Source organism: Sphingomonas sp. 179-I 2A4 NHS, from assembly GCF_045369135.1.
Classification (GTDB): domain Bacteria; phylum Pseudomonadota; class Alphaproteobacteria; order Sphingomonadales; family Sphingomonadaceae; genus Sphingomonas.
In genome coordinates this window covers 53,013-71,269 of the sequence record NZ_JBIQFL010000004.1, presented here as the reverse complement: position 1 = coordinate 71,269, position 18,257 = coordinate 53,013, and the positions used below count along the sequence as shown (strand labels likewise).

Genomic DNA, 18,257 nt, shown 5'->3' with positions numbered 1-18,257 from the left:
ACCGCCCCCGACACTGAACGCTGGCGCCTCAGGCGAGGCCGGCGCGGCGGATGAGATCCTCGGTCGACGGATCGAAATCCCCGCCGCCCTTCGCGGCGGACTTGGCCATTTCCTTGCCCAGCTCGACGCCGAACTGGTCGAACGAATTGATGCCCAGGAGCACGCCGTTCACGAAGACGCGATGCTCGTAGAAGGCGATCAGCGCGCCGAGCGTGCGCGCATCGAGCACGTCGAGCAGGATCGTGGAGGACGGCCGGTCGCCCGGATAGGCACGCGCCGGATCATCGGGGTTGGCGCGCCCCTTCATCAGGGCCGCGCCTTGCGCGAAGGCGTTGAGCAGCAGCTGCCGATGATGCTCCTCGGGCAACGTGTCGCCAGGCTCGATCACCGCCAGGAACTCGACCGGCACGAGGTGCGTGCCCTGGTGGAGCAGCTGGAACACGGCGTGCTGGGCATCGGTGCCCACCCCGCCCCAGGTGATCGGCGCGGTCGGGCGGCCGACCGGCTGCCCATCAGCCGTCACGCCCTTGCCGTTCGATTCCATCTCCAGCTGCTGGAGGTAGCTGGGCAGGAGCCGCAGACGCTCGTCATAGGCAAAGGGTGCACGCGTCTCGCATCCGCGGACCTGCGTGTAATAAAGGTCGGCGAAGGCGGCGAGCGCAGGCGCGTTTTCGTGCAGCGCCGTCAGGCGGAAGTGCCGGTCCATCTCGGCCGCGCCTTCCAATAGCTCGGCGAACTGCTCCCAGCCGAGCTTCATCGCCGCGGGGAAGCCGATCGACGACCACAGCGAATAGCGCCCGCCCACTCCTTCCGAGAAGGGCAGGACGCGCGTTTCGTCGACGCCCCATTCCACCGCCTTGTCCGGGGACGCGGTCACCGCAATCACGCGGCCATAGGGATCCTCGACGCCATGTTCCTGCATCCAGGCGATGACGCTTTCGGCGTTCATCATCGTCTCGGTGGTGGTGAACGTCTTCGACGCGACGACGAGCAGCGTGGCGGCCGGATCGAACCGGTCGAACACATCTTCCAGCGCCATGCCATCGACGTTCGAGACGATCGCGACGTCATAGCGTTCGCTGTCCCGGCCAAGCGCATCGACCAAGAGGTTCGGGCCGAGCGCCGAGCCGCCGATGCCGACATGCAGCACGTGCCGCACCGGGCCAAGCGCGTCCGCCTCGATCGCGTCGATCAGCATCCGCATCCTTGCGTGGTATTCCGCCGCCCGCGCGACGCTTTCGGCATTGCCCTCGCCGCGTTCGGCGGTGTGCTCGACCGGGCGATCCTCGGTGGTGTTGACGTGCGCGCCGGAGAACATTGCTTCGCGCTTGCCGGCCAGGTCCTGCGCCCGCGCCAGTGCCTCGAACGCAGTCACCGCTTCGGTCGTCAGGTGCGTCTTCGACAGATCGAAGTGGATGCCCGCCACGTCGAGCGAGAAGCGCGACAGGCGTTCCGGGTCGTCGGCGAACAGCTGCTCCAGCCGCTTCTGCGGCAATGCCTCGATCGTGGACCAATCGGCCATGCGTCTATCTCCATTGGGCGTCGGCCTGGTGGCGCGCTATCATCGTTACACCTAAACAACGAAGGCGCCGGCCGGACAAGCACTGCGCGAACGGCACAGCCGCGATGTCGTTCCGCTTGACGCGCCGCGCGGCTTCGGCGACGCCCCGGCGCATGGCCGATCTCGACAAAGCCGCGTCCGCGCCGCCGCCAAAGAAGTCCGAAACGCGCGAGACGATGCGTTTCCTGCTGAAGCTGGCGCTGGTCGTCTGGATTTTCCGAAGCTTCGTTCTGGCGCCCTTCTCGATCCCCTCGGAATCGATGCTGCCGCGGCTGCTGATCGGCGACTATCTGTTCATCTCCAAGTGGAGCTACGGCTATTCGCGCTGGTCGATGCCGTTCGGCTTCCCGCCGATCCCGGGCCGCCTGTTCGGCAGCACGCCGGAGCGTGGGGACGTCGTGGTCTTTCGTTCCAAGGAACCCGACGATCATGACGTCATCAAGCGCGTCATCGGCCGCCCGGGCGATACGATCCAGATGCGCGGGGGCCAGGTGATCCTGAACGGCCAGCCGATCCCGAAGCAGCGCATTGCCGACTTCGTCCTGCCGCTCTCCCCCAATTTCGGGGAGCAGGATTGCGGCGCGCAGTTCGTTCGCCCGGCGCCTGATAGCGGCGCGACCTGCAACATCCCGCGTTACCGCGAGACGCTGCCGAGCGGCCGCACCTATGAGGTGCTGGACCAGCGCTACATCCCCGACGCCGACGATACGCCGGTCTATACCGTACCGGCAGGCAACGTCTTCTTGATGGGCGACAACCGTGACGATTCGGCGGACAGCCGCTTCCCATCCGCGGACGAGGCGCTGCCGGGGCAGCCGCAAGGCATGGGGTTCATCCCGCTCGAGCGCGTGCAGGGCAAGGCGCTGGTGATCTTCTGGTCCACCAACGGCTCCGCCAACTGGCTGCTGCCGTGGACGTGGTTCACCGCAACTCGCTGGGACCGGCTGGGGCGCGGCTTTGAGTGATCTTGCGAGCTGGATCGAACGCACGTTCGACCATGTGCCTGCCGATATCGCCGACTGGGAGCGCGCCCTGACCCACGCCAGCCGGGGCGACACCCATTATGAGCGGCTGGAGTTCCTGGGCGATCGCGTGCTTGGCCTGTCGATGGCGGAATGGCTGTTCGACACCTTTCCGGATGAGCCGGAAGGCGCGCTGTCGAAACGGCTGAATGCGCTCGTCACCGGCGCGGTGTGCGCGGATGTCGCCCGCGCGATCGGCGTGCCGGCGCATCTCAGGCTCGGCAAGCAGGCGCGCGACGACGGCGCATCGGACAGTGACAATATTCTTGGCGACGTGATGGAGGCGCTGCTGGGCGTGCTCTATCGCGAGGCCGGGCTCGACAAGGCGCGCGGGGTCGTCCGCCGGCTGTGGAAGGATCGCCTGCATGCCGGGTCGGCCGCGCCGCAGCATCCCAAGTCCGCGTTGCAGGAATGGGCCGCGGCCAACAACCGCAAGCCGCCGGCCTATGAAGTGGTGGATCGCTCCGGCCCCGGCCATGCGCCGCGCTTCACGGTGAAGGCGAGCATCCCGAAGCTGGCCGAAGCGACCGCGGAAGGCGGAAGCAAGCAGGAAGCGGAGACGGCGGCGGCGAAGACGCTGCTCGCCCAGGTGAACGTCCCCGCGCCGAAGAAGCGCGGGCGCGGCTGAGGCCCAAGCAGGACGATCACTCGACGCTGCATCCGACCGGCGGTAAACTCGCGCCGGCAGAACAAGGAGTTCCAATGACCCGTTGCGGCCTCGTCGCCGTGCTCGGCGCGCCAAACGCCGGCAAGTCCACTCTCGTCAACGCGCTGGTCGGGCAGAAGGTGGCGATCGTCAGCCCCAAGGCGCAGACGACGCGCACCCGCCTGCTCGGCGTGGCGATGGAAGGCGACACGCAGCTGTTACTCGTCGATACGCCGGGCATCTTCGATCCCAGGCGCCGGCTGGACCGCGCCATGGTTGCCGCGGCCTGGGGCGGCACCGAAGGGGCGGACGTGCTGGCGCTGGTCGTCGACGCAAAAGGCGGCCTCGGCCCGAAGGTGACCGACATTGCCGAGCGGATCGTGGATCGGCCGGAACGCAAGTTCCTGATCCTCAACAAGGTGGATCTTGCCGACAAGCCCAAGCTGCTGGTCCATGCCGAGAAGCTGAACGCGCTCGTGCCGTTCGAGGCGACGTTCTTCATCAGCGCGTCGACCGGAGACGGCCTGCCGGAGTTGAAGCGGGCGCTCGCCGAGGCGATGCCGGAGGGGCCGTGGCACTTCCCCGAGGATCAGGTGTCGGATGCCAGCGAGCGGATGCTCGCCGCCGAGGTCACGCGCGAGCAGCTGTATCTCCAGCTTCACGCCGAGCTGCCGTACGCGGCGACGGTGGAGACCGAGAAGTTCACCGACCGGCCGGACGGCGCGGCGGAGATCCACCAGCAGATCCTGGTCGAGCGGCCGACGCAGCGCGCGATCGTGCTGGGCAAGGGTGGCGCGCGGATCAAGGAAATCGGCGCCCGCGCGCGGGCCGAGCTTGCGGTCCTGCTCGACCGGCCCGTCCACCTCTACCTTCACGTCAAGGTGAAGCCGGGCTGGGACGAGGACCGCGGCGTCTATCGCGACATCGGGCTCGACTGGGTGGATTGAGGCGGGCTGCGGGGCCGATCACACGTCCCGCAGCATCTCCTCGACGAAGGCGGGCACCAGCTCGGTCGCCGGCCCCAGGCGGCTTTCGTTGAACCACCCGCTCCCGCCCGATCGCTCGAGGTTCAGCTCCAGCGTCTGCGCGGCATAATATCGGGCGGTCTGGACGAAGCCCGCGGCAGGATAGACCGCGCCTGACGTTCCGATCGACACAAAGAGGTCACACGCCGCGATGGCGCGATCGATCCCGTCCATCTGGTACGGCATTTCGCCGAAGAAGACGATGTCCGGCCGCATCGCCGGCGCATGGCAAGCGGCGCATTCGGTGCCGGGCGGCAGCGGGCCGGCCCATGCCGCGCGCTCACCGCACGCCGCGCAAAGCGCCGACCGAAGCTCGCCATGCATGTGGATCATGCGGCGCGCGCCGGCCCGCTCGTGAAGATCATCGACGTTCTGCGTGACGATCAGCAGCTCGCCCGGCCATTCGGCGTCGAGGCGGGCCAGCGCGCGATGCGCGGCGTTCGGCTCCACCGTGTCGAGCGCTGCGCGCCGCAGATCGTAGAAGCGATGGACGAGCGCGGGATCGGCTGCGAGCGCCTCGGGCGTGCATACATCCTCGACACGGTGATATTTCGGAACAAGGTCGTCTTCGTAGATTTCCCAGTAGGTTGTGCCGCCTTTGGTGCGGAACGTCGGCACGCCGGACTCGGCGGAGATGCCCGCGCCGGTCAGGATCACGATGCTTCTGATGGCTGACATATCAAGAGAGTAGCGCTCAACCTTTGCATCCACCAGTTCAGTCGCGTGTTGACGACGAACGGCGGAACCACCAATCTGCATCCATGCGTGCTCGTCGTAAAATATGGCCGCCAAGCGGTGGCGGGCTTGCGGGCTTCTTCGCCGCTACCATCACCCTATTTGTTGTCGGCTTCCCTGCATTGGTCATGGTTCTACAATCGGGAGGCGGATGCGAAGGGAGGCCTCGCCCGTGCGAGCCTGACAACACTGCACTCTACTTCGCTCTACCGTTGTTGGCACTATTGCTTATCGGCGTCTGGTGGGGAGTTAGATGGCTGGTGAACTTCTTCGTTCACGGACGCTGACCATTAGGGAGAGCCGTCCTATAATCGATTGTCGGAAGGCCACTCCTCCTCGACCCGGTACCCTTCCCACAGGCCGCCGGGGCCGCGAAACGTGGCGAGGCCGCTTTCGGCGGAAATGCCTGCGCCGGTCAGGATCACGATGTTGCGAATGGCTGTCATGCGCCGGGCATAAGGCAGCATTGCGCCGGATGCGATGCGAAGCTGCGCACGCCCCCCTCGACGGACCCGCCCTGCCCGCGTATCGGATCGCGCGAACGACATTGAAGGACGGGCATGACCGCGATCGGCATCTACGGAAGCGCGGGACGGATGGGGCGCGCCATCGCCATCATCGCCGAGGATGAAGGCGCGCGGGTCGCTGGCGGCATCGACGCAGACGAGGATCCCGCGACGCTGGCGCATGATGCGGACGTGCTGGTGGATTTCTCCACCCCGGGCGGGCTGGAGGATCATCTGGCCGCCGCGGTTGCAGCCGGCACGCCAATCGTCGTCGGGACGACGGGGCTGAACGCCACGCACCACGCGATGATCGACCGGGCGGCGCAATCGGTGGCGGTGCTCCAGACCGGCAACACCTCGCTCGGCGTCACCCTGCTCAGCATCCTGGTCCGCGAGGCGGCGCAACGGCTCGGCCCCGAATGGGATATCGAGATCCTGGAGATGCATCACCGGCATAAGGTGGACGCCCCGTCCGGCACCGCGCTGCTGCTCGGCGAAGCCGCAGCGGCGGGGCGCGGGACCGAACTCGGCTTCGACCGGGTCGATAGCAGGGCCGGCCTAGTCGGCGCACGGACCGAGGGTACGATCGGCTTCGCCTCGCTTCGCGGCGGCACGGTGGTTGGCGATCACATGGTCGTCTTCGCCGGTGAAGGCGAACGGATCGAGCTTGGCCATCGCGGCGAGGATCGATCGATCTTCGCGCGCGGCGCCGTGAAGGCGGCGCTGTGGCTGGCTGACAAGCCCGCCGGCCGCTACGCCATGGCGGAGGTGCTGGGGCTTTGAAGAAGGCGGACGCCTTCGAATTCTTCAGACGCCTCGCCGAAGCCAATCCGCATCCCGAGACGGAACTGGAATCGGGCAACACCTATCAATTGCTGGTGGCGGTGGTGCTGTCCGCCCAAGCGACCGACGCCGGCGTCAACAAGGCGACGCGCCGCCTGTTCGCGGAGGTGACGACGCCGGCGCAGATGGTCGCACTGGGCGAAGAGGGCCTGAAGGAGCACATCAAGACGATCGGCCTGTTCAACAGCAAGGCCAAGAACGTGATCGCGTTGAGCCAGGCACTGATCGACGAGCATGGCGGCGAGGTGCCGGGCGACCGCGACGCGCTGGAGAAGCTGCCCGGCGTCGGGCGCAAGACCGCCAATGTTGTGATGAACGTCGCGTTCGGCGCAGAGACCTTCGCGGTCGACACGCACCTGTTCCGGGTGTGCAATCGCACCGGGCTGGCGAAGGGCAAGACGCCGCTCGCCGTGGAGCTGAAGCTGGAAAAGACGGTGCCGCAGCCGTTCCGCCTTCACGCGCACCACTGGCTGATCCTGCACGGCCGCTACATCTGCAAGGCCCGCAAGCCCGAGTGCTGGCGCTGCCCTGTGGTTGACCTGTGCGCGTTCAAGCCGAAGATACCCCCGCCGGGAGCCGGATGATGACCGAGGATCTGCGCCGGCCAGTGCTGTTGACCGGCGGCAACCCGCAGATCGCGAAGGCCGAAGGCGATGCGCCGGTGCAAGCCTATATCGCCGCTATGCCTGGGTGGAAGCGGGCGGTGGGTGAGAAGATCGACGCACTGGTCGTCGCGGCACTGCCCACGGTCGCCAAGGCGGTGAAGTGGAACACGCCGCTCTATGGCTTGGCCGGCCAAGGCTTCTTCCTTGGGTTCAACTGCACCACGAAGTACGTGAAGATCGCCTTCTTCCGCGGCGCGGCACTCGATCCAGAGCCGCCGGTCGGCTCCAAGGACCCCAACACGCGCTATCTGCACGTGTTCGAGGGCGAGCAGATCGACAAGGCGCAGTTCACCGCTTGGGTGACGCAGTCGGCAGCGATGCCGGGATGGATGCCCGGCACCTGATCCGGCCGCGTCAGATCGCGAACGCTGCCTTCATCCGCTTGCGCAGCCGGCCCGGCATGAAGCGGCGCGCGAAATTGGCCTGCCGCCCGGCCTTGCCGACGATATATTCCCGATCGCTGCCGTGTGTCGCTTGCCAGACGACGTTGGCGGCCTCGTCGACGGTATAGACCGGGGACTTGCCGATCGCGTCACGAATGGTGCGATTGCTGCCCTGCGATCCGGCATCGAGGATCGGTGTTTCGACGAAGAACGGCATCACGCAGGTGACGTCGACGCCATGCCGCGTGAACTCCGCATCCAGTGCCTCGGAAAGACCGCGCACCGCGTGCTTCGTCGCCGAATAGACCGCCAGTCCAGGGGAGCCGACGATCCCTGCAACGGAAGCGACATTCACCAGCCGCCCGCGGGTCTTCTTCAGATGTTCGAGCACAGCGTACGCGCCGTTGATCACGCCCTTCACGTTGATGTCCACCTGAAGATCGGATTCCTCGGGCGTCACTTCCTCGAACATGCCGTAACGAGCGATGCCGGCGTTGTTCAGCAGCACGTCGATCTTGCCGGCGTGCTTGGCAAAGGCATCCAGCGCCGCTGCCCATTCCGCGCGATCCCGCACGTCGAGGCGGGTGGTGAAGGCGCCAAGCTCCTGCTCCACGCGGCGCATGCCCGCCTCGTCGATGTCGCCGACGCCGACGCTCCAGCCCTCGCGTGCGAAGCGGCGCGCGGCGGCGAGGCCGATGCCGGAGGCACCGCCGGTGATGAAAATCGCCCTGCTCATCTATCCTCTCCCGATATGGCGCAGGCGGGTGGCGGAGCCTCTGACGTGCTCCATCCCCTGCCCTGCCCTTTATGCCTTCATCTAGCCGGCGCGCACCTCGCGGAACGGTATGGTGCGGTCGACCTCCGGTTCCTTCGGCAGCCCGAGCACGCGTTCGCCGATGATGTTGCGCTGGATCTGATCCGTCCCGCCGCCGATCGAGGTGAAATAGGCGTTGAGCGTGAGGAAGTTCGCATCCTCGGCGCGCGGATGATCCGGCCCTTCCAGCAGGCTTTCGGGCCCGAGCAGCATCGTGCGCACGCGCGCTTCCTCATGCAGGATGCGGCTCATCGCGAGCTTGCCTAGCGACATGATCGAGGATGACGTGCCCTGCGCCAGTTCCGCCTTGGCGCGTGCGGTGTTGAGCTTGTTCAGCACGCGCCAGGCGATCACCTGTGCCACGTCCTGCCGCACGACGGGATCGTCGAGCCGCCCGGCCTCTTTTGCCAGACCGAGGAGCGAATAGTCGCCCTTCGGCCCGCCGGCGCCGGAGCGCGGACCGCGCGCCGCATCGCCCATGACGGAGCGCTCGTAGGCGAGCGCGGTCTGCAGCACGCCCCAGCCGCCGTTGAGCGGACCGAGCAGATTTTCCTCGGGGATGAAGGCATTGTCGATGAACACTTCGTTGAAGTGCGCTTCATCGGTGATCTGGCGCAGCGGGTGCACCTCCACCCCTTCCTGCTTCATCGGTAGGAAGAAGAAGCTGATCCCGCGGTGCTTGGGCACGTCCCAATCCGTGCGGGCGATCAGCATGCCATAGTCAGCGACCCGGGCGCCGCTGGTCCACACCTTCTGCCCGGTCACGCGCCAGCCGCCATCCACCTTGTCCGCGCGGGTACGCACCGCAGCAAGGTCCGATCCCGCGCCGGGCTCCGAATAGAGGAGGCACATGCCGACTTCGCCGGCCAGGAGCTGCGGCACGATCTTGCGCTTGAAGCTGTCGGTCGCATGCGCAAGCGCCGTATTGGCCCAGAGGTTGGAGCGATCCTGCCCGGCCCCGGGCGCACCCAGCTTCGCAAAGGCACGCTCGACGATCTTCGCCTGATCGTTCGAAAGGCCGCGCCCGTGCCATTCGGGCGCCCAGCGCGGGACGGCCCAGCCGGCGTCGCGCACTTTCGCGAGCCACTCGCTGCGCGGATCACGGCCAAAGCTTTCGTGGTGGGCCGGAACGCCCTTCCAGTTTTCTGCGAGCCAAGCTTCGACTTCGGCCTGGAGCTGTTCGTCAGTCATGGTCATGCCTGCGCCTCCAGCGCCCGGATGTAGTTTTCCCGCCAGACATTGCTGTCGCCGAACAGCTGCGCGCCCGATCGCGCGCGGCGGAGGTAAAGATGGGCGGGATGTTCCCAGGTGAAGGCGATGCCGCCGTGCATCTGGATGCCGTCCTTTGCCACGCGGACGAAAGCATCGGCACAGGCGAACGCCGCGAGAGCGATCGCCGCATCGGCCGTCGGCGAGGCTTCCGCCAGTTGACGCGCTGCATCGCGCGCCGCGGAAGTAGCGGATTCGCTCTCGAGCAGCAAATCCGCCGCCATGTGCTTGATCGCCTGGAAGCTGCCGATCGCGCGGCCGAACTGGTGGCGATCGGTGGCGTAAGCGACCGTGATCTCCAGCATCCGGCGCGCACCGCCGGCCTGTTCCCCGGCGAGAGCGATGATGCCGAGGTCGCGTGCCGCCTTGATGCGGGAGGCGGCGCCGACCCGGGTTCCGGGGCCGCGAAACGCAACATCGGCCATCCGCCGCGTTCGATCGAAGACCGGCAGCGGCGTAACGTCCGCGTCGCCCCGCTCGACCGCGAAGACGCCCTCGTCGCCCGCGACGATGATCACGTCGGCAACCGCAGCGTCGGGCACGAAGCGCGCGGTGCCGGTCAGCCGGTCACCCTCAAGTCGAACATCGCTTCGGCGAGCCCAGTCATGGCTGCCCACAAAGGCCACGGCGGCGATGCGCGAGCCGTCGACGATGCCGGGCAGATCTGGCGCGAGCGTCGTCGCGATGGCGGCGGAGATGAGCGGCGCGGGCAGTAAGACGGCTCCTGCCTCCTCCATCACCAGCCCGAGTTCGATCGGGCCCAGCCCCGCCCCGCCGGCGGCTTCCGGCGCGACCAGGCCGATCACGCCTAGTTCGGCGAGCGCCTGCCACAGCGCGGGATCATGCCCGCTCTCGCTATCCATCATCCGGCGAACATCGGCCTCGGTGCACCGATCAGCGAGCAGCCGGCGAACACTGTCGACCAGCGCCGCGCGGTCGTCGGCGTCGAGCGTAATTGGTGATGCGGGGGGACGCACCAGCGTGTCTGTCATGCAGCCTGCTTTCCTGTCTGTGCCTTGGCGCGGCGTTCGCCCTTGGCAATTTCCTTGTGAAGATCAGCGACGTAGCGCGCGAAATCGACTTGGATCGTGTGCCGCTGCGACTTGTAATAATCGCCGAGCTCGCGGTCCTCGTCCTCCTTGGTGACCCGCTCCATGACCGCGACGGACGGCAGCGCGTACCGCCCGGTCATGAAGCCGGCGACCAGCTTCGACTGCTGTTCCGCGAAGTTGACCAGCGTCGGCAAGGGCTGTGCCAGCCCCATGAAGAACAGATCATGGATGCCGGGGATCACCATGCGCTTGAACAGCGGGAACCGGTTCTGCGCGTCGGGCAGCAGCTTGGGATCATCGAAGAAGGGGAAGCTGATCCTGTAGCCGGTGGCGTAGATGATCGCGTCAACTTCCTCGACGCTATCGTCCTCGAAGCGGACGCGGTTACCCTCCAGCGCCTTGATGTTCGGCTTGAACTTGATGTCGCCGCAGCTTGCCCGGGTCAGGAACTCGCCCGAGACGCTGGGGTGTGCGTCGAGCGGCTCGTGGTCCGGCTTGGGCAGGCCGTAATCCTCCATCCGGCCGACCAGCTTCTTTACCGCCCGGCGAGCGAGCGCCTTGCCGATCTTGCGCGGGATCCAGGTGGGCATGGCCGATTTGTCCATCGGCTTGCCGCCCGCCATCTTGGGGAGCACCCACACACCCCGCCTGGCAGAGACCCAAAGATTCTTCGCCAGGTGCCGCTGCGACAGCTCGCTCGCGACGTCCATCGCGGAATTGCCCATGCCGACGACGACGACGTTCTTGCCGCGCAGGTCCACCGGATCATACGGGTCGCGATAGCTGTGGACGTGGAAATGCGGGTTATCGAAGCTGCCGGGATAGCTCGGCACGTTCGGATCCCAATGGTGGCCGTTGCACACGAACAACGTCTCATATTCGCGGGTCTCGCCGGTCGACAACGTCACCACCCAGCCGCCGCCCTGCTTGCGCTCTGCCTTCTTCACTTCCGTATTGAAGGTGATCAGCGGCCGCAGGCCGAAGTGATCGACATAGTCGCGGAAATATTGCCACAGCTGCGCGTGGCTCGGGAAATCGGGCCAGTCGGCCGGCACCGCATAATCCTCAAACGCCAGCCGCCACTTCGACGTGTCGATGTGCAGCGACTGGTAACAGGCGGATTTTCCGTTGGGGTTCTTGTAGTACCAGTTGCCGCCGATATCGTCTGACATCTCGAAGCAGTCGAACGAGATTCCCTCGTCTTTCAGCCGCTTTGCGGTCGTGAAGCCCGAGCAACCCGCGCCGATGATGCAGGCGCGCTTCCTCTCCACCATGTCCATCTCCCCAGCCGCCCTCTTCCCGCGGCCATAACCAAAGTTATGATGGCCCGAAGCGAGCGCCGAATCAACCGGCCCGCACGAGGGGAGAGCAGGATGCGGTTCAAGGACAAGGTGGCGCTGATCACCGGTGGCGGCTCCGGCATCGGCGCCGCAACCGCGCGCTTGATGGCGCGAGAGGGCGCGCGCGTCGTCGTGGTCGATCTCATTTTGGACGCAGCGCAAGCGGTCGCTCAGGAGACGGGCGGCCTGGCGCTCGCGGCCGATGTGGCGGATCGCACAGCTGTTGAGGGAGTCGTGGCCAGGACCGTCGAGGCGCACGGCCGGATCGACGTCCTCGTCAACAACGCCGGCATCGGATGCTTCGGACGGACGCCTGATCTGGAGCCGGAGACCTGGGAGCGAGTGATCGCGATCGACCTCAACGCAGTGTTCTACGCCTGCCGCGCGGCAATTCCGCACATGACAGGGCGGGGAACCGCGATCGTCAATACCGCGTCGATTTCCGGCATGGGCGGCGATTATGGCTTCACCGCCTACAATGCCGCCAAGGCCGGCGTGATCAATTACACGCGTAGCCTGGCAGTCGATCACGCGCGCGAAGGGATCCGCGTCAACGCGCTTTGCCCAGGGCTGATCGCCACCCCGCTGACGGCAGGTGCGAAGGCGATGCCGGGCCTGGAGGAGGATTGGCATGACACGATCCCGATGGGCCGCGCCGGCACACCGGAGGAGATGGCAGAAGTGATCGCCTTCCTCGCGTCGGATGCCGCATCCTATGTGACCGGCGCGGTTTTCGTCGCTGACGGCGGGCAAACGGCCTGGACCGGCCAGCCCAATCTCTTGCGCTATGCCGCGGCAGCCGCTGCTGCGGCGACCCAAGGAGCGACCGCATGACGCCAAGCTGGAACCCGCCCGCTGACAGCGGCATCTCGATCCGCGAAGTTGCGGCCAGTGGCCGCGTCTTCGAAGTGGCCGAGGCAGGGAGCGGCGATCACCTTGTCCTGTGCCTGCACGGCTTTCCGGAGCTGAACTTCTCCTGGCGCTACCAGATGCCGCTACTGGCCGAGATGGGGTATCGCGTCTGGGCGCCTAACCAGCGAGGCTATGGTGCATCGTCGCGGCCCAAGGGAGTTGCCGCCTATCGTTCCGATCTGATCGTCGAGGACGCCGCGGCGCTGTTCGACGCGAGCGGGGCCAAGAAGCTGACGCTGATGGCGCACGATTGGGGCGGCGCGATCGCCTGGCTCTTCGCGATCGGGAAGAAGCGGCCGATCGAGCGGCTGGTGGTGATGAACCTCCCCCATCCCCTGTGCTTCGCCGAAGCGCTGAAGCACGGCCCGCAGCGCAAGCGCAGCTGGTATGTCGCCTTCTTCCAGCTTCCGTTCCTGCCGGAATGGTCGCTCGGACGGAACGATGGGCGCGGGATCCGCGAAGCGTTCCGTGGCATGGCGATCGACAAGAGTCGCTTTCCCGATGAGGTGCTCGACGTCTACGCCAAGGCGGCGCAGCGCCCGGGCGCGCTGACGGCGATGGTGAACTGGTATCGCGCCGCGCTGCGCAATCGCAACGCCATGGCGCTTGGTGACGGCAAGGTGGACGTGCCAACGCTGATCGTCTGGGGTGAGGAGGACAAGGCGTTGGGGCTGGAGACGCTCGACGGCACCGAGCGTTATGTGAACGACCTCACGATCCGTCGCCTCCCCGGCGTGTCCCACTGGGTGCAGCAGGAAGCCCCCGAGGCGGTGAACGAGATCATCACAGAATGGCTGCCGCCGGCATGACCGGCGCCGCAAGGAGACGGCCGCTGAGGAAAGCCCACCGGAAATATCGGGTCAGGTCTTCGCCCGATCAGGCGATTTGCCGGAACGGCAGCTGAACTGCTTTCCCATCCATCTGCTGCGTCCTTGCCGCGCCGCCACCTTAGCCATAGCGTTCTGGCATGACGAAACTCACGCCCGTCGCCGCGCTGGCCGTATTCTGGTTCATCGGCATCATCGCCGGGGAGCCCGGTATCTGGTTCCCGATCGGCGTGCTGGCGATGATTGCCGTCGCGATGTTCCAGAAGCGCCAGGGCTCGTCCGGGCTATAGCAAGATCAGCGCGCGATGACGTTCCCATCGCTGCGCGTCACTTCATGCCATCAGCGCCAGTGCGTCGCAGTCGATCGCCTGCGCGCAGCCGCCGCGGGCCATCGCCAGGAACATCGCGTCGCCGCGCTCCGTCCGCTTGGTGGAAGCAGAGGCGAAGACCGCGGTGGACACGCCGGACAACAGGGTCAGGCGGTAATCGCGGTAGAGATCGTCATAGCCATAATCGCTGACGCCAAAGCCGCGCAGTTGATCGAGATAATATTCCAGCAGGTGCCGCTCGTGCGCCCGGCGATCCTCGATCGATAGTGCGAGACCCAGGAAATAGGCGACGTCGACGGCGCCAAGCCCGATCGACGGCGATTGCCAGTCGAGCACCGCAAGCGGCACCTCCCCGCCGCGCGCGTCGAACAGCATGTTGTCCAACCGGAAATCGCCGTGGGTGAGCGTGAAGCTGGTGGGCTGCGGCATCGGCGCGCTCGCCAGAAGCGCGCCGTAGCGATCGCATACTGCCATATATTCCGGCTCAAGCACGCCATCATAGCGGCGATGAAACTCGGCGAGGCAGTCCGGGAAGACGCTGATGACGAAGTCGCGCGCGCCGCTGGTGTCCAGGAATGCATGGTCGCGAAGCGTCGCATCGTTCCAGCGCGGCCCATGCAACGCGGCGGCCTGCTCCATCGCGCGTTCGGCATCGGCGAGCCCGCAGCCCGTCAACTGGTTGCCGGGGCGGGCCGGCGTCAGATCCTCCATCAGCAAGGCAAAGGTGCCGTCCGAGGGGTCATGTTCGATCGAGATGGACTTGGGGGACCGGATCGCCACCGTGTCGGCGACATGGCGGTAGAAGCCGACTTCGCGTTCATAGAGGCCGAAGCCGGCACCTGTCTGCCGGCTGGTCGGATCAGCGCTGGCGAACTTGCCGACGAACGACGCAGGCGCGCCCTCGTCACGGTCATATTCCACCACGAAACGGATTGAATCGCCGAGCATGCCGACGCCCACCGGCGTCGCCTCGACCGACGAGACGCTCGCCTCGCGCAGCACACCGGCGCCGCGCAGCCGGCCGGTCAACCAGGCGGCGTCGACTGCGCTCCCCTCAAGATCCGCGGCCATCAGCAGCCACCATCGCAGCGGATTACGGTGCCCGTGACGAAGCTCGACGACGGGCTCGCCAGGTACAGGGCGCTCGTCACGATCTCTTCCGGGCGGCCGGGGCGGCCCGACGCGCTGTCGGTCTTCTCGCGCGCTTCCTCGGTCCACGCCTTGGCGATATCGGTCAGGAACGGCCCGGCGGCGATGGCATTCACGCGCACCTTCGGCCCGTATTCATGCGCCATGCTTGAAACCATCGCGTTCAGCGCCGCCTTGGCGCCGGCGTAGGGCACCACCATCGGCGTCGGCCGCAGCGAGGCGATCGAGGAGGTGGCGAGGATCGCGCCGCCCTCGCCTTGCGCCATGCGGTTGGCGATGTTCGCCATCAGGCGGAACGGGCCCTTGAAGTTCAGGCCGACGACGCTGTCGAACAAGGCTTCCGACACTTCGTGGCTCGGCACCAAGGGCCCCATGCCGGCATTGGCGACCAGGATGTCGAGCGTGCCGAACGTGTCCCAGGCGGCGTCCGCCAGCCGGTCCATCTCATCCCATTTGCCCGCGTGGGCGGGGATCGCCGCTGCGCGCCGGCCCTTCGCCTTGATCTCCGCGACGACGGCCTCGCATGCTTCCGCCTTGCGGCTGGAGACGATCACATCCGCGCCGGCGTCGGCGAAGGCGAGCGCCATTTCACGCCCCAGTCCGCGCGAGCCACCAGTAATCAGCGCGACCTTGCCCGTCAGATCAAACAAGGGGTGGGGTTCGGCCATGCATCATCTCCTCGTGCCGCCGATCGTAAGCCGGCTGACTTAGCTGCTGTTAAGCCGATTGCGCGGCGCGCTGCAAGCCAGGCCCCCGATTCCTACATGGAAGACGATGGGAAGAGTGAAGCGCAACCGGGGCCTTGCAGAGGCCGCAGCCCGGCAGGCGGCGGAAGCGGCGCCGCCGGCATGTGCGCTGTGCGAGCGGCCGCTCGGCACCCGGATCGAGTGGCATCATGTCGTGCCGAAGAGCGAAGGTGGCCGCGAAACGGCGCCGCTACACCCGATCTGCCACCGCGCGATCCATGCGGCCGAGGACAATGCGCAGCTGGCGCGGCTCGGCTCCCTCGAAGCGGTTCGCACCCTGCCCGCCATAGCGAGGTTCCTGCGCTGGATCGCAGGCAAGCCCGCAGACTTCCACGCGCCAACGCGCAAAAATATGTCGCGATAACTATTGCGCGCAATCTAGTATTGCAATATATAAATGGTGAGCGCGATGCTTATCATCCGCCTTGAAAGGAGATGTCATGAGCCACTTGTACACGACCAAAGTTACCGCCGTCGGCGGTCGCAGCGGCACCATCAAGAGCGAGGACGGCATCCTCGACCTCCAACTCGCCATGCCCAAGGAACTCGGCGGCAAGGGCGGCGCGACCAACCCTGAGCAGCTGTTCGCCGCTGGCTATGCTGCCTGCTTCGAGAATGCCGTGATCCACGTCACGCGCGGCAAAGCGGACAAGGTGCGCGACAATGACATCGAAGTGACCAGCGAAGTGGGCCTGCTGCCGACTGACCAGGGCGGCTTCGGATTGGCCGTTACGCTCGACGTCACCATCGCCGGGGTGGATCAGGCGAAGGCCGAAGAGATCGTCCAGGCCGCACACGCCGTTTGCCCCTATTCGAATGCGATCAAGGGCAATGTCGACGTGAAGCTGAACGTTTCGACCCGTTGATTGGCCGCGTGACGGCGCCGCCCAGCCGCGCCGTCACGTCGCCAGCAGCGAATCCCCGCGCACCAGCGTGCGCAGCGCAAGCCCCGCTTCGCGAGCGCGGTCGAGCGCAAGCCGTGTCGGCGCGGAGATCGTCGCGAGCAGCGGGCATTCGGCGAGCACCGCCTTCTCCACCAGCTCATAGGAACAGCGCGAGGTGAGCAGCGCGAAACCGCCGTCCCACGTGAGGCCGGCGCGCATCATCGCGCCGATCAGCTTGTCGAACGCATTATGCCTGCCGACATCTTCGCGCACGAGGCGGATGACGCCCTCGCGGGTACAGGCTGCCGCGCCATGCACCCCGCCGGTGGCCGCATTCAGCAACTGCGCCGAGCGAAGGTCCTGATAGGCGCGGAACACCGCCGCATCGTCGCCATCCCAAGTCGTGGCGCCCGGCAGCGGCCGCAGCGCCTGTGCCAGCGTCTCCACCCCGCAAATGCCGCAGGACCCGTCCGATGTGCGATGCCTGACGCGATCGCTGATCCGCGTGGCGACGCGATTGGCCAGCGACACGCGGGCGACGATCCCGCCGCTGGTCACATGCAGATCGACCCCGCGAACATCATCGGCGTCGTCGATCAGCCGTTCGCTGCGCGCGAAGCCATAGGCCAGATCCTCGATATCTGCTGGCGTCGCCATCAACACTGCATAGGCGATGCCGTTGCACTCGATCGCGACGGGCAATTCCTCGGCGACCGCGCGCTGAGTCGCGCTGTCACCGCCGTCGACCGCCACGCGGCGAAAGTCCTGCGTGGCGGCCGAGGCCGGGATCGCACTATCCGTCATAGCCCGTACATTGGGGATACGGACCGGTGACGGCAAGCGCCAGGCTCAGCCGGCGAGATCATCCTCCAGCGCCTGGATCAGCGCACGGTTGAACGCGGGGATGTCGTCGGGCTTGCGGCTGGTGATGAGGTTGCCATCGATCACCACCTCTTCGTCCGCCACATCAGCGCCGGCATTTTCGAGATCGGTGCGGACCGAAGGCCAGCTCGTCACCCGCCGCCCGTCCACCACATCGGCCTCAACTAGCAGCCACGGGGCGTGGCAGATGGCGGCAACGATCTTTTCGTCGTCCATGAACTCGCCGACGATCGAGACGGCGCGATCCTCCATGCGCAGCTTGTCGGGGTTGCCGACGCCGCCCGGCAAAAGCAGCGCGTCGAAATCCTCCGTGTCGACCTGATCGAGCGTCAGATCCGGAGTGATGGTGCGCGTGGGATCGCTGTCGTGCTTCACGCCCTGGATAGGGTCGGTCTTGATCGAGGCGAGCGTTACCTTCGCGCCCGCGTCGAGCAACGCCTGGCGCGGCTCGAACAATTCGGAATCCTCGAACCCGTCGGTCGCGAGAATCAGCACCCGAGCCTGGGAAAGATCGGACATGTTGGGGGCAACTCCTGTGTCTGGAATGGCGCCTCAACCAACTGGCGTCGTTCCGCGTTCCGGAACCCTGCGATGGCCCGCGCATTTCCCGAGCCACGCGGAGGTAGCAGGTGGAAACGTCAAGGATCGTCTATCACGACGATGAAGA

At 66.5% G+C, this 18,257-nt stretch carries 21 protein-coding genes and 1 pseudogene; 11 read left to right on the top strand and 11 right to left on the bottom strand.

Annotated elements, in window-relative coordinates:
• Positions 1-28 precede the first annotated feature (28 nt).
• Positions 29-1,522: a glucose-6-phosphate isomerase gene (pgi, locus tag ACH0CP_RS08980; protein WP_294442094.1), complete on the bottom strand. Its 1,494-nt coding sequence runs from the start codon at positions 1,520-1,522 to the stop codon at positions 29-31.
• Positions 1,523-1,674: 152 nt separating this feature from the next.
• Here pgi and lepB point away from each other — a divergent pair, with 152 nt between their 5' ends.
• The 3 genes from lepB to era all read left to right on the top strand — a co-directional run bounded on the left by lepB (position 1,675) and on the right by era (position 4,176).
• Positions 1,675-2,526 (top strand): signal peptidase I, encoded by an 852-nt coding sequence (lepB, locus tag ACH0CP_RS08975; protein WP_294442103.1) that lies wholly within the window; start codon positions 1,675-1,677, stop codon positions 2,524-2,526.
• Positions 2,519-3,211, top strand: coding sequence for a ribonuclease III (gene rnc / locus ACH0CP_RS08970; protein ID WP_294442093.1), 693 nt, complete (start codon positions 2,519-2,521; stop codon positions 3,209-3,211). Before lepB ends, rnc begins: the two co-directional genes overlap by 8 nt.
• A gap of 74 nt (positions 3,212-3,285) precedes the next feature.
• Complete coding sequence (gene era / locus ACH0CP_RS08965) at positions 3,286-4,176, top strand: GTPase Era (protein ID WP_294442092.1); 891 nt, start codon at positions 3,286-3,288, stop codon at positions 4,174-4,176.
• 18 nt (positions 4,177-4,194) lie between these two features.
• On the opposite strand, the gene ACH0CP_RS08960 is transcribed toward era, so the two are convergent.
• Positions 4,195-4,932, bottom strand: coding sequence for an NAD-dependent deacylase (locus ACH0CP_RS08960; protein ID WP_294442091.1), 738 nt, complete (start codon positions 4,930-4,932; stop codon positions 4,195-4,197).
• 389 nt (positions 4,933-5,321) lie between these two features.
• Positions 5,322-5,435, bottom strand: a pseudogene (locus ACH0CP_RS08955) (NAD-dependent protein deacylase); the annotation flags it as partial.
• A 114-nt stretch (positions 5,436-5,549) separates the two neighbouring features.
• Between ACH0CP_RS08955 and dapB the strand changes: the two are divergent.
• Genes dapB through ACH0CP_RS08940 form a run of 3 tightly spaced genes read left to right on the top strand, consistent with a single transcriptional unit; the run spans position 5,550 to position 7,347 of the window.
• Entirely contained in the window at positions 5,550-6,278 is a 729-nt protein-coding gene (gene dapB / locus ACH0CP_RS08950; protein ID WP_294442090.1) for a 4-hydroxy-tetrahydrodipicolinate reductase, read from the top strand.
• Complete coding sequence (gene nth / locus ACH0CP_RS08945; protein WP_294442089.1) at positions 6,275-6,922, top strand: endonuclease III; 648 nt, start codon at positions 6,275-6,277, stop codon at positions 6,920-6,922. Before dapB ends, nth begins: the two co-directional genes overlap by 4 nt.
• A complete protein-coding gene (locus ACH0CP_RS08940) occupies positions 6,922-7,347 on the top strand; it encodes a DUF1801 domain-containing protein (RefSeq protein ID WP_294442088.1) in 426 nt (141 codons plus the stop codon). Before nth ends, ACH0CP_RS08940 begins: the two co-directional genes overlap by 1 nt.
• Positions 7,348-7,357: 10 nt before the next feature.
• Here ACH0CP_RS08940 and ACH0CP_RS08935 read toward each other — a convergent pair whose 3' ends face one another.
• The 4 genes from ACH0CP_RS08935 to ACH0CP_RS08920 all read right to left on the bottom strand — a co-directional run bounded on the left by ACH0CP_RS08935 (position 7,358) and on the right by ACH0CP_RS08920 (position 11,795).
• Positions 7,358-8,122: an SDR family oxidoreductase gene (locus ACH0CP_RS08935; protein ID WP_294442087.1), complete on the bottom strand. Its 765-nt coding sequence runs from the start codon at positions 8,120-8,122 to the stop codon at positions 7,358-7,360.
• 81 nt (positions 8,123-8,203) lie between these two features.
• Positions 8,204-9,397: an acyl-CoA dehydrogenase family protein gene (locus ACH0CP_RS08930; RefSeq protein WP_294442086.1), complete on the bottom strand. Its 1,194-nt coding sequence runs from the start codon at positions 9,395-9,397 to the stop codon at positions 8,204-8,206.
• Complete coding sequence (locus ACH0CP_RS08925) at positions 9,394-10,461, bottom strand: acyl-CoA dehydrogenase family protein (protein WP_294442085.1); 1,068 nt, start codon at positions 10,459-10,461, stop codon at positions 9,394-9,396. Before ACH0CP_RS08925 ends, ACH0CP_RS08930 begins: the two co-directional genes overlap by 4 nt.
• Complete coding sequence (locus tag ACH0CP_RS08920; RefSeq protein ID WP_294442084.1) at positions 10,458-11,795, bottom strand: NAD(P)/FAD-dependent oxidoreductase; 1,338 nt, start codon at positions 11,793-11,795, stop codon at positions 10,458-10,460. Before ACH0CP_RS08920 ends, ACH0CP_RS08925 begins: the two co-directional genes overlap by 4 nt.
• A 99-nt stretch (positions 11,796-11,894) precedes the next feature.
• On the opposite strand from ACH0CP_RS08920, the gene ACH0CP_RS08915 reads away from it, so the two are divergent.
• From ACH0CP_RS08915 to ACH0CP_RS08905, 3 genes are all read left to right on the top strand, one after another.
• Positions 11,895-12,695, top strand: coding sequence for an SDR family NAD(P)-dependent oxidoreductase (locus ACH0CP_RS08915; RefSeq protein WP_294442083.1), 801 nt, complete (start codon positions 11,895-11,897; stop codon positions 12,693-12,695).
• Positions 12,692-13,582 carry an alpha/beta fold hydrolase gene (locus ACH0CP_RS08910; RefSeq protein WP_294442082.1) on the top strand — a complete coding sequence of 297 codons (891 nt, stop codon included), beginning with the start codon at positions 12,692-12,694 and terminating at the stop codon, positions 13,580-13,582. Before ACH0CP_RS08915 ends, ACH0CP_RS08910 begins: the two co-directional genes overlap by 4 nt.
• 158 nt (positions 13,583-13,740) lie before the next feature.
• A complete protein-coding gene (locus ACH0CP_RS08905; RefSeq protein WP_294442081.1) occupies positions 13,741-13,890 on the top strand; it encodes a hypothetical protein in 150 nt (49 codons plus the stop codon).
• Positions 13,891-13,932: 42 nt separating this feature from the next.
• Here ACH0CP_RS08905 and ACH0CP_RS08900 read toward each other — a convergent pair whose 3' ends face one another.
• Together ACH0CP_RS08900 and ACH0CP_RS08895 are read right to left on the bottom strand one after the other, a co-directional pair.
• On the bottom strand, positions 13,933-15,000 hold the full coding sequence (locus tag ACH0CP_RS08900; protein WP_294442080.1) for a phosphotransferase: 1,068 nt from the start codon (positions 14,998-15,000) through the stop codon (positions 13,933-13,935).
• Entirely contained in the window at positions 15,000-15,746 is a 747-nt protein-coding gene (locus ACH0CP_RS08895; protein WP_294442079.1) for an SDR family NAD(P)-dependent oxidoreductase, read from the bottom strand. Before ACH0CP_RS08895 ends, ACH0CP_RS08900 begins: the two co-directional genes overlap by 1 nt.
• A 106-nt stretch (positions 15,747-15,852) precedes the next feature.
• Here ACH0CP_RS08895 and ACH0CP_RS08890 point away from each other — a divergent pair, with 106 nt between their 5' ends.
• Together ACH0CP_RS08890 and ACH0CP_RS08885 are read left to right on the top strand one after the other, a co-directional pair.
• Positions 15,853-16,188, top strand: a complete 336-nt coding sequence (locus ACH0CP_RS08890) for an HNH endonuclease (RefSeq protein WP_294442078.1) — start codon at positions 15,853-15,855, stop codon at positions 16,186-16,188.
• Positions 16,189-16,264: 76 nt separating this feature from the next.
• Positions 16,265-16,690: an organic hydroperoxide resistance protein gene (locus ACH0CP_RS08885; protein ID WP_294442077.1), complete on the top strand. Its 426-nt coding sequence runs from the start codon at positions 16,265-16,267 to the stop codon at positions 16,688-16,690.
• Between the two features lie 33 nt (positions 16,691-16,723).
• Here the strand turns inward: ACH0CP_RS08885 and fdhD are convergent, their stop codons facing one another.
• Both fdhD and ACH0CP_RS08875 read right to left on the bottom strand, forming a co-directional pair.
• Positions 16,724-17,512, bottom strand: coding sequence for a formate dehydrogenase accessory sulfurtransferase FdhD (gene fdhD, locus ACH0CP_RS08880; RefSeq protein ID WP_294442076.1), 789 nt, complete (start codon positions 17,510-17,512; stop codon positions 16,724-16,726).
• 45 nt (positions 17,513-17,557) lie between these two features.
• A complete protein-coding gene (locus ACH0CP_RS08875) occupies positions 17,558-18,109 on the bottom strand; it encodes a type 1 glutamine amidotransferase domain-containing protein (RefSeq protein ID WP_406875666.1) in 552 nt (183 codons plus the stop codon).
• Positions 18,110-18,257: the final 148 nt, after the last annotated feature.

Bases quoted from the DNA above. Each gene is read 5' to 3' on its own strand.
- pgi (WP_294442094.1), bottom strand. From the start codon at position 1,522: ATGGCCGATTGGTCCACGATCGAGGCATTGCCGCAGAAGCGGCTGGAG.
- lepB (WP_294442103.1), top strand. From the start codon at position 1,675: ATGGCCGATCTCGACAAAGCCGCGTCCGCGCCGCCGCCAAAGAAGTCC.
- era (WP_294442092.1), top strand. From the start codon at position 3,286: ATGACCCGTTGCGGCCTCGTCGCCGTGCTCGGCGCGCCAAACGCCGGC.
- ACH0CP_RS08960 (WP_294442091.1), bottom strand. From the start codon at position 4,932: ATGTCAGCCATCAGAAGCATCGTGATCCTGACCGGCGCGGGCATCTCC.
- dapB (WP_294442090.1), top strand. From the start codon at position 5,550: ATGACCGCGATCGGCATCTACGGAAGCGCGGGACGGATGGGGCGCGCC.
- ACH0CP_RS08940 (WP_294442088.1), top strand. From the start codon at position 6,922: ATGACCGAGGATCTGCGCCGGCCAGTGCTGTTGACCGGCGGCAACCCG.
- ACH0CP_RS08935 (WP_294442087.1), bottom strand. From the start codon at position 8,122: ATGAGCAGGGCGATTTTCATCACCGGCGGTGCCTCCGGCATCGGCCTC.
- ACH0CP_RS08930 (WP_294442086.1), bottom strand. From the start codon at position 9,397: ATGACCATGACTGACGAACAGCTCCAGGCCGAAGTCGAAGCTTGGCTC.
- ACH0CP_RS08925 (WP_294442085.1), bottom strand. From the start codon at position 10,461: ATGACAGACACGCTGGTGCGTCCCCCCGCATCACCAATTACGCTCGAC.
- ACH0CP_RS08920 (WP_294442084.1), bottom strand. From the start codon at position 11,795: ATGGTGGAGAGGAAGCGCGCCTGCATCATCGGCGCGGGTTGCTCGGGC.
- ACH0CP_RS08915 (WP_294442083.1), top strand. From the start codon at position 11,895: ATGCGGTTCAAGGACAAGGTGGCGCTGATCACCGGTGGCGGCTCCGGC.
- ACH0CP_RS08910 (WP_294442082.1), top strand. From the start codon at position 12,692: ATGACGCCAAGCTGGAACCCGCCCGCTGACAGCGGCATCTCGATCCGC.
- ACH0CP_RS08905 (WP_294442081.1), top strand. From the start codon at position 13,741: ATGACGAAACTCACGCCCGTCGCCGCGCTGGCCGTATTCTGGTTCATC.
- ACH0CP_RS08900 (WP_294442080.1), bottom strand. From the start codon at position 15,000: ATGGCCGCGGATCTTGAGGGGAGCGCAGTCGACGCCGCCTGGTTGACC.
- ACH0CP_RS08895 (WP_294442079.1), bottom strand. From the start codon at position 15,746: ATGGCCGAACCCCACCCCTTGTTTGATCTGACGGGCAAGGTCGCGCTG.
- ACH0CP_RS08890 (WP_294442078.1), top strand. From the start codon at position 15,853: ATGGGAAGAGTGAAGCGCAACCGGGGCCTTGCAGAGGCCGCAGCCCGG.
- ACH0CP_RS08885 (WP_294442077.1), top strand. From the start codon at position 16,265: ATGAGCCACTTGTACACGACCAAAGTTACCGCCGTCGGCGGTCGCAGC.
- fdhD (WP_294442076.1), bottom strand. From the start codon at position 17,512: ATGACGGATAGTGCGATCCCGGCCTCGGCCGCCACGCAGGACTTTCGC.
- ACH0CP_RS08875 (WP_406875666.1), bottom strand. From the start codon at position 18,109: ATGTCCGATCTTTCCCAGGCTCGGGTGCTGATTCTCGCGACCGACGGG.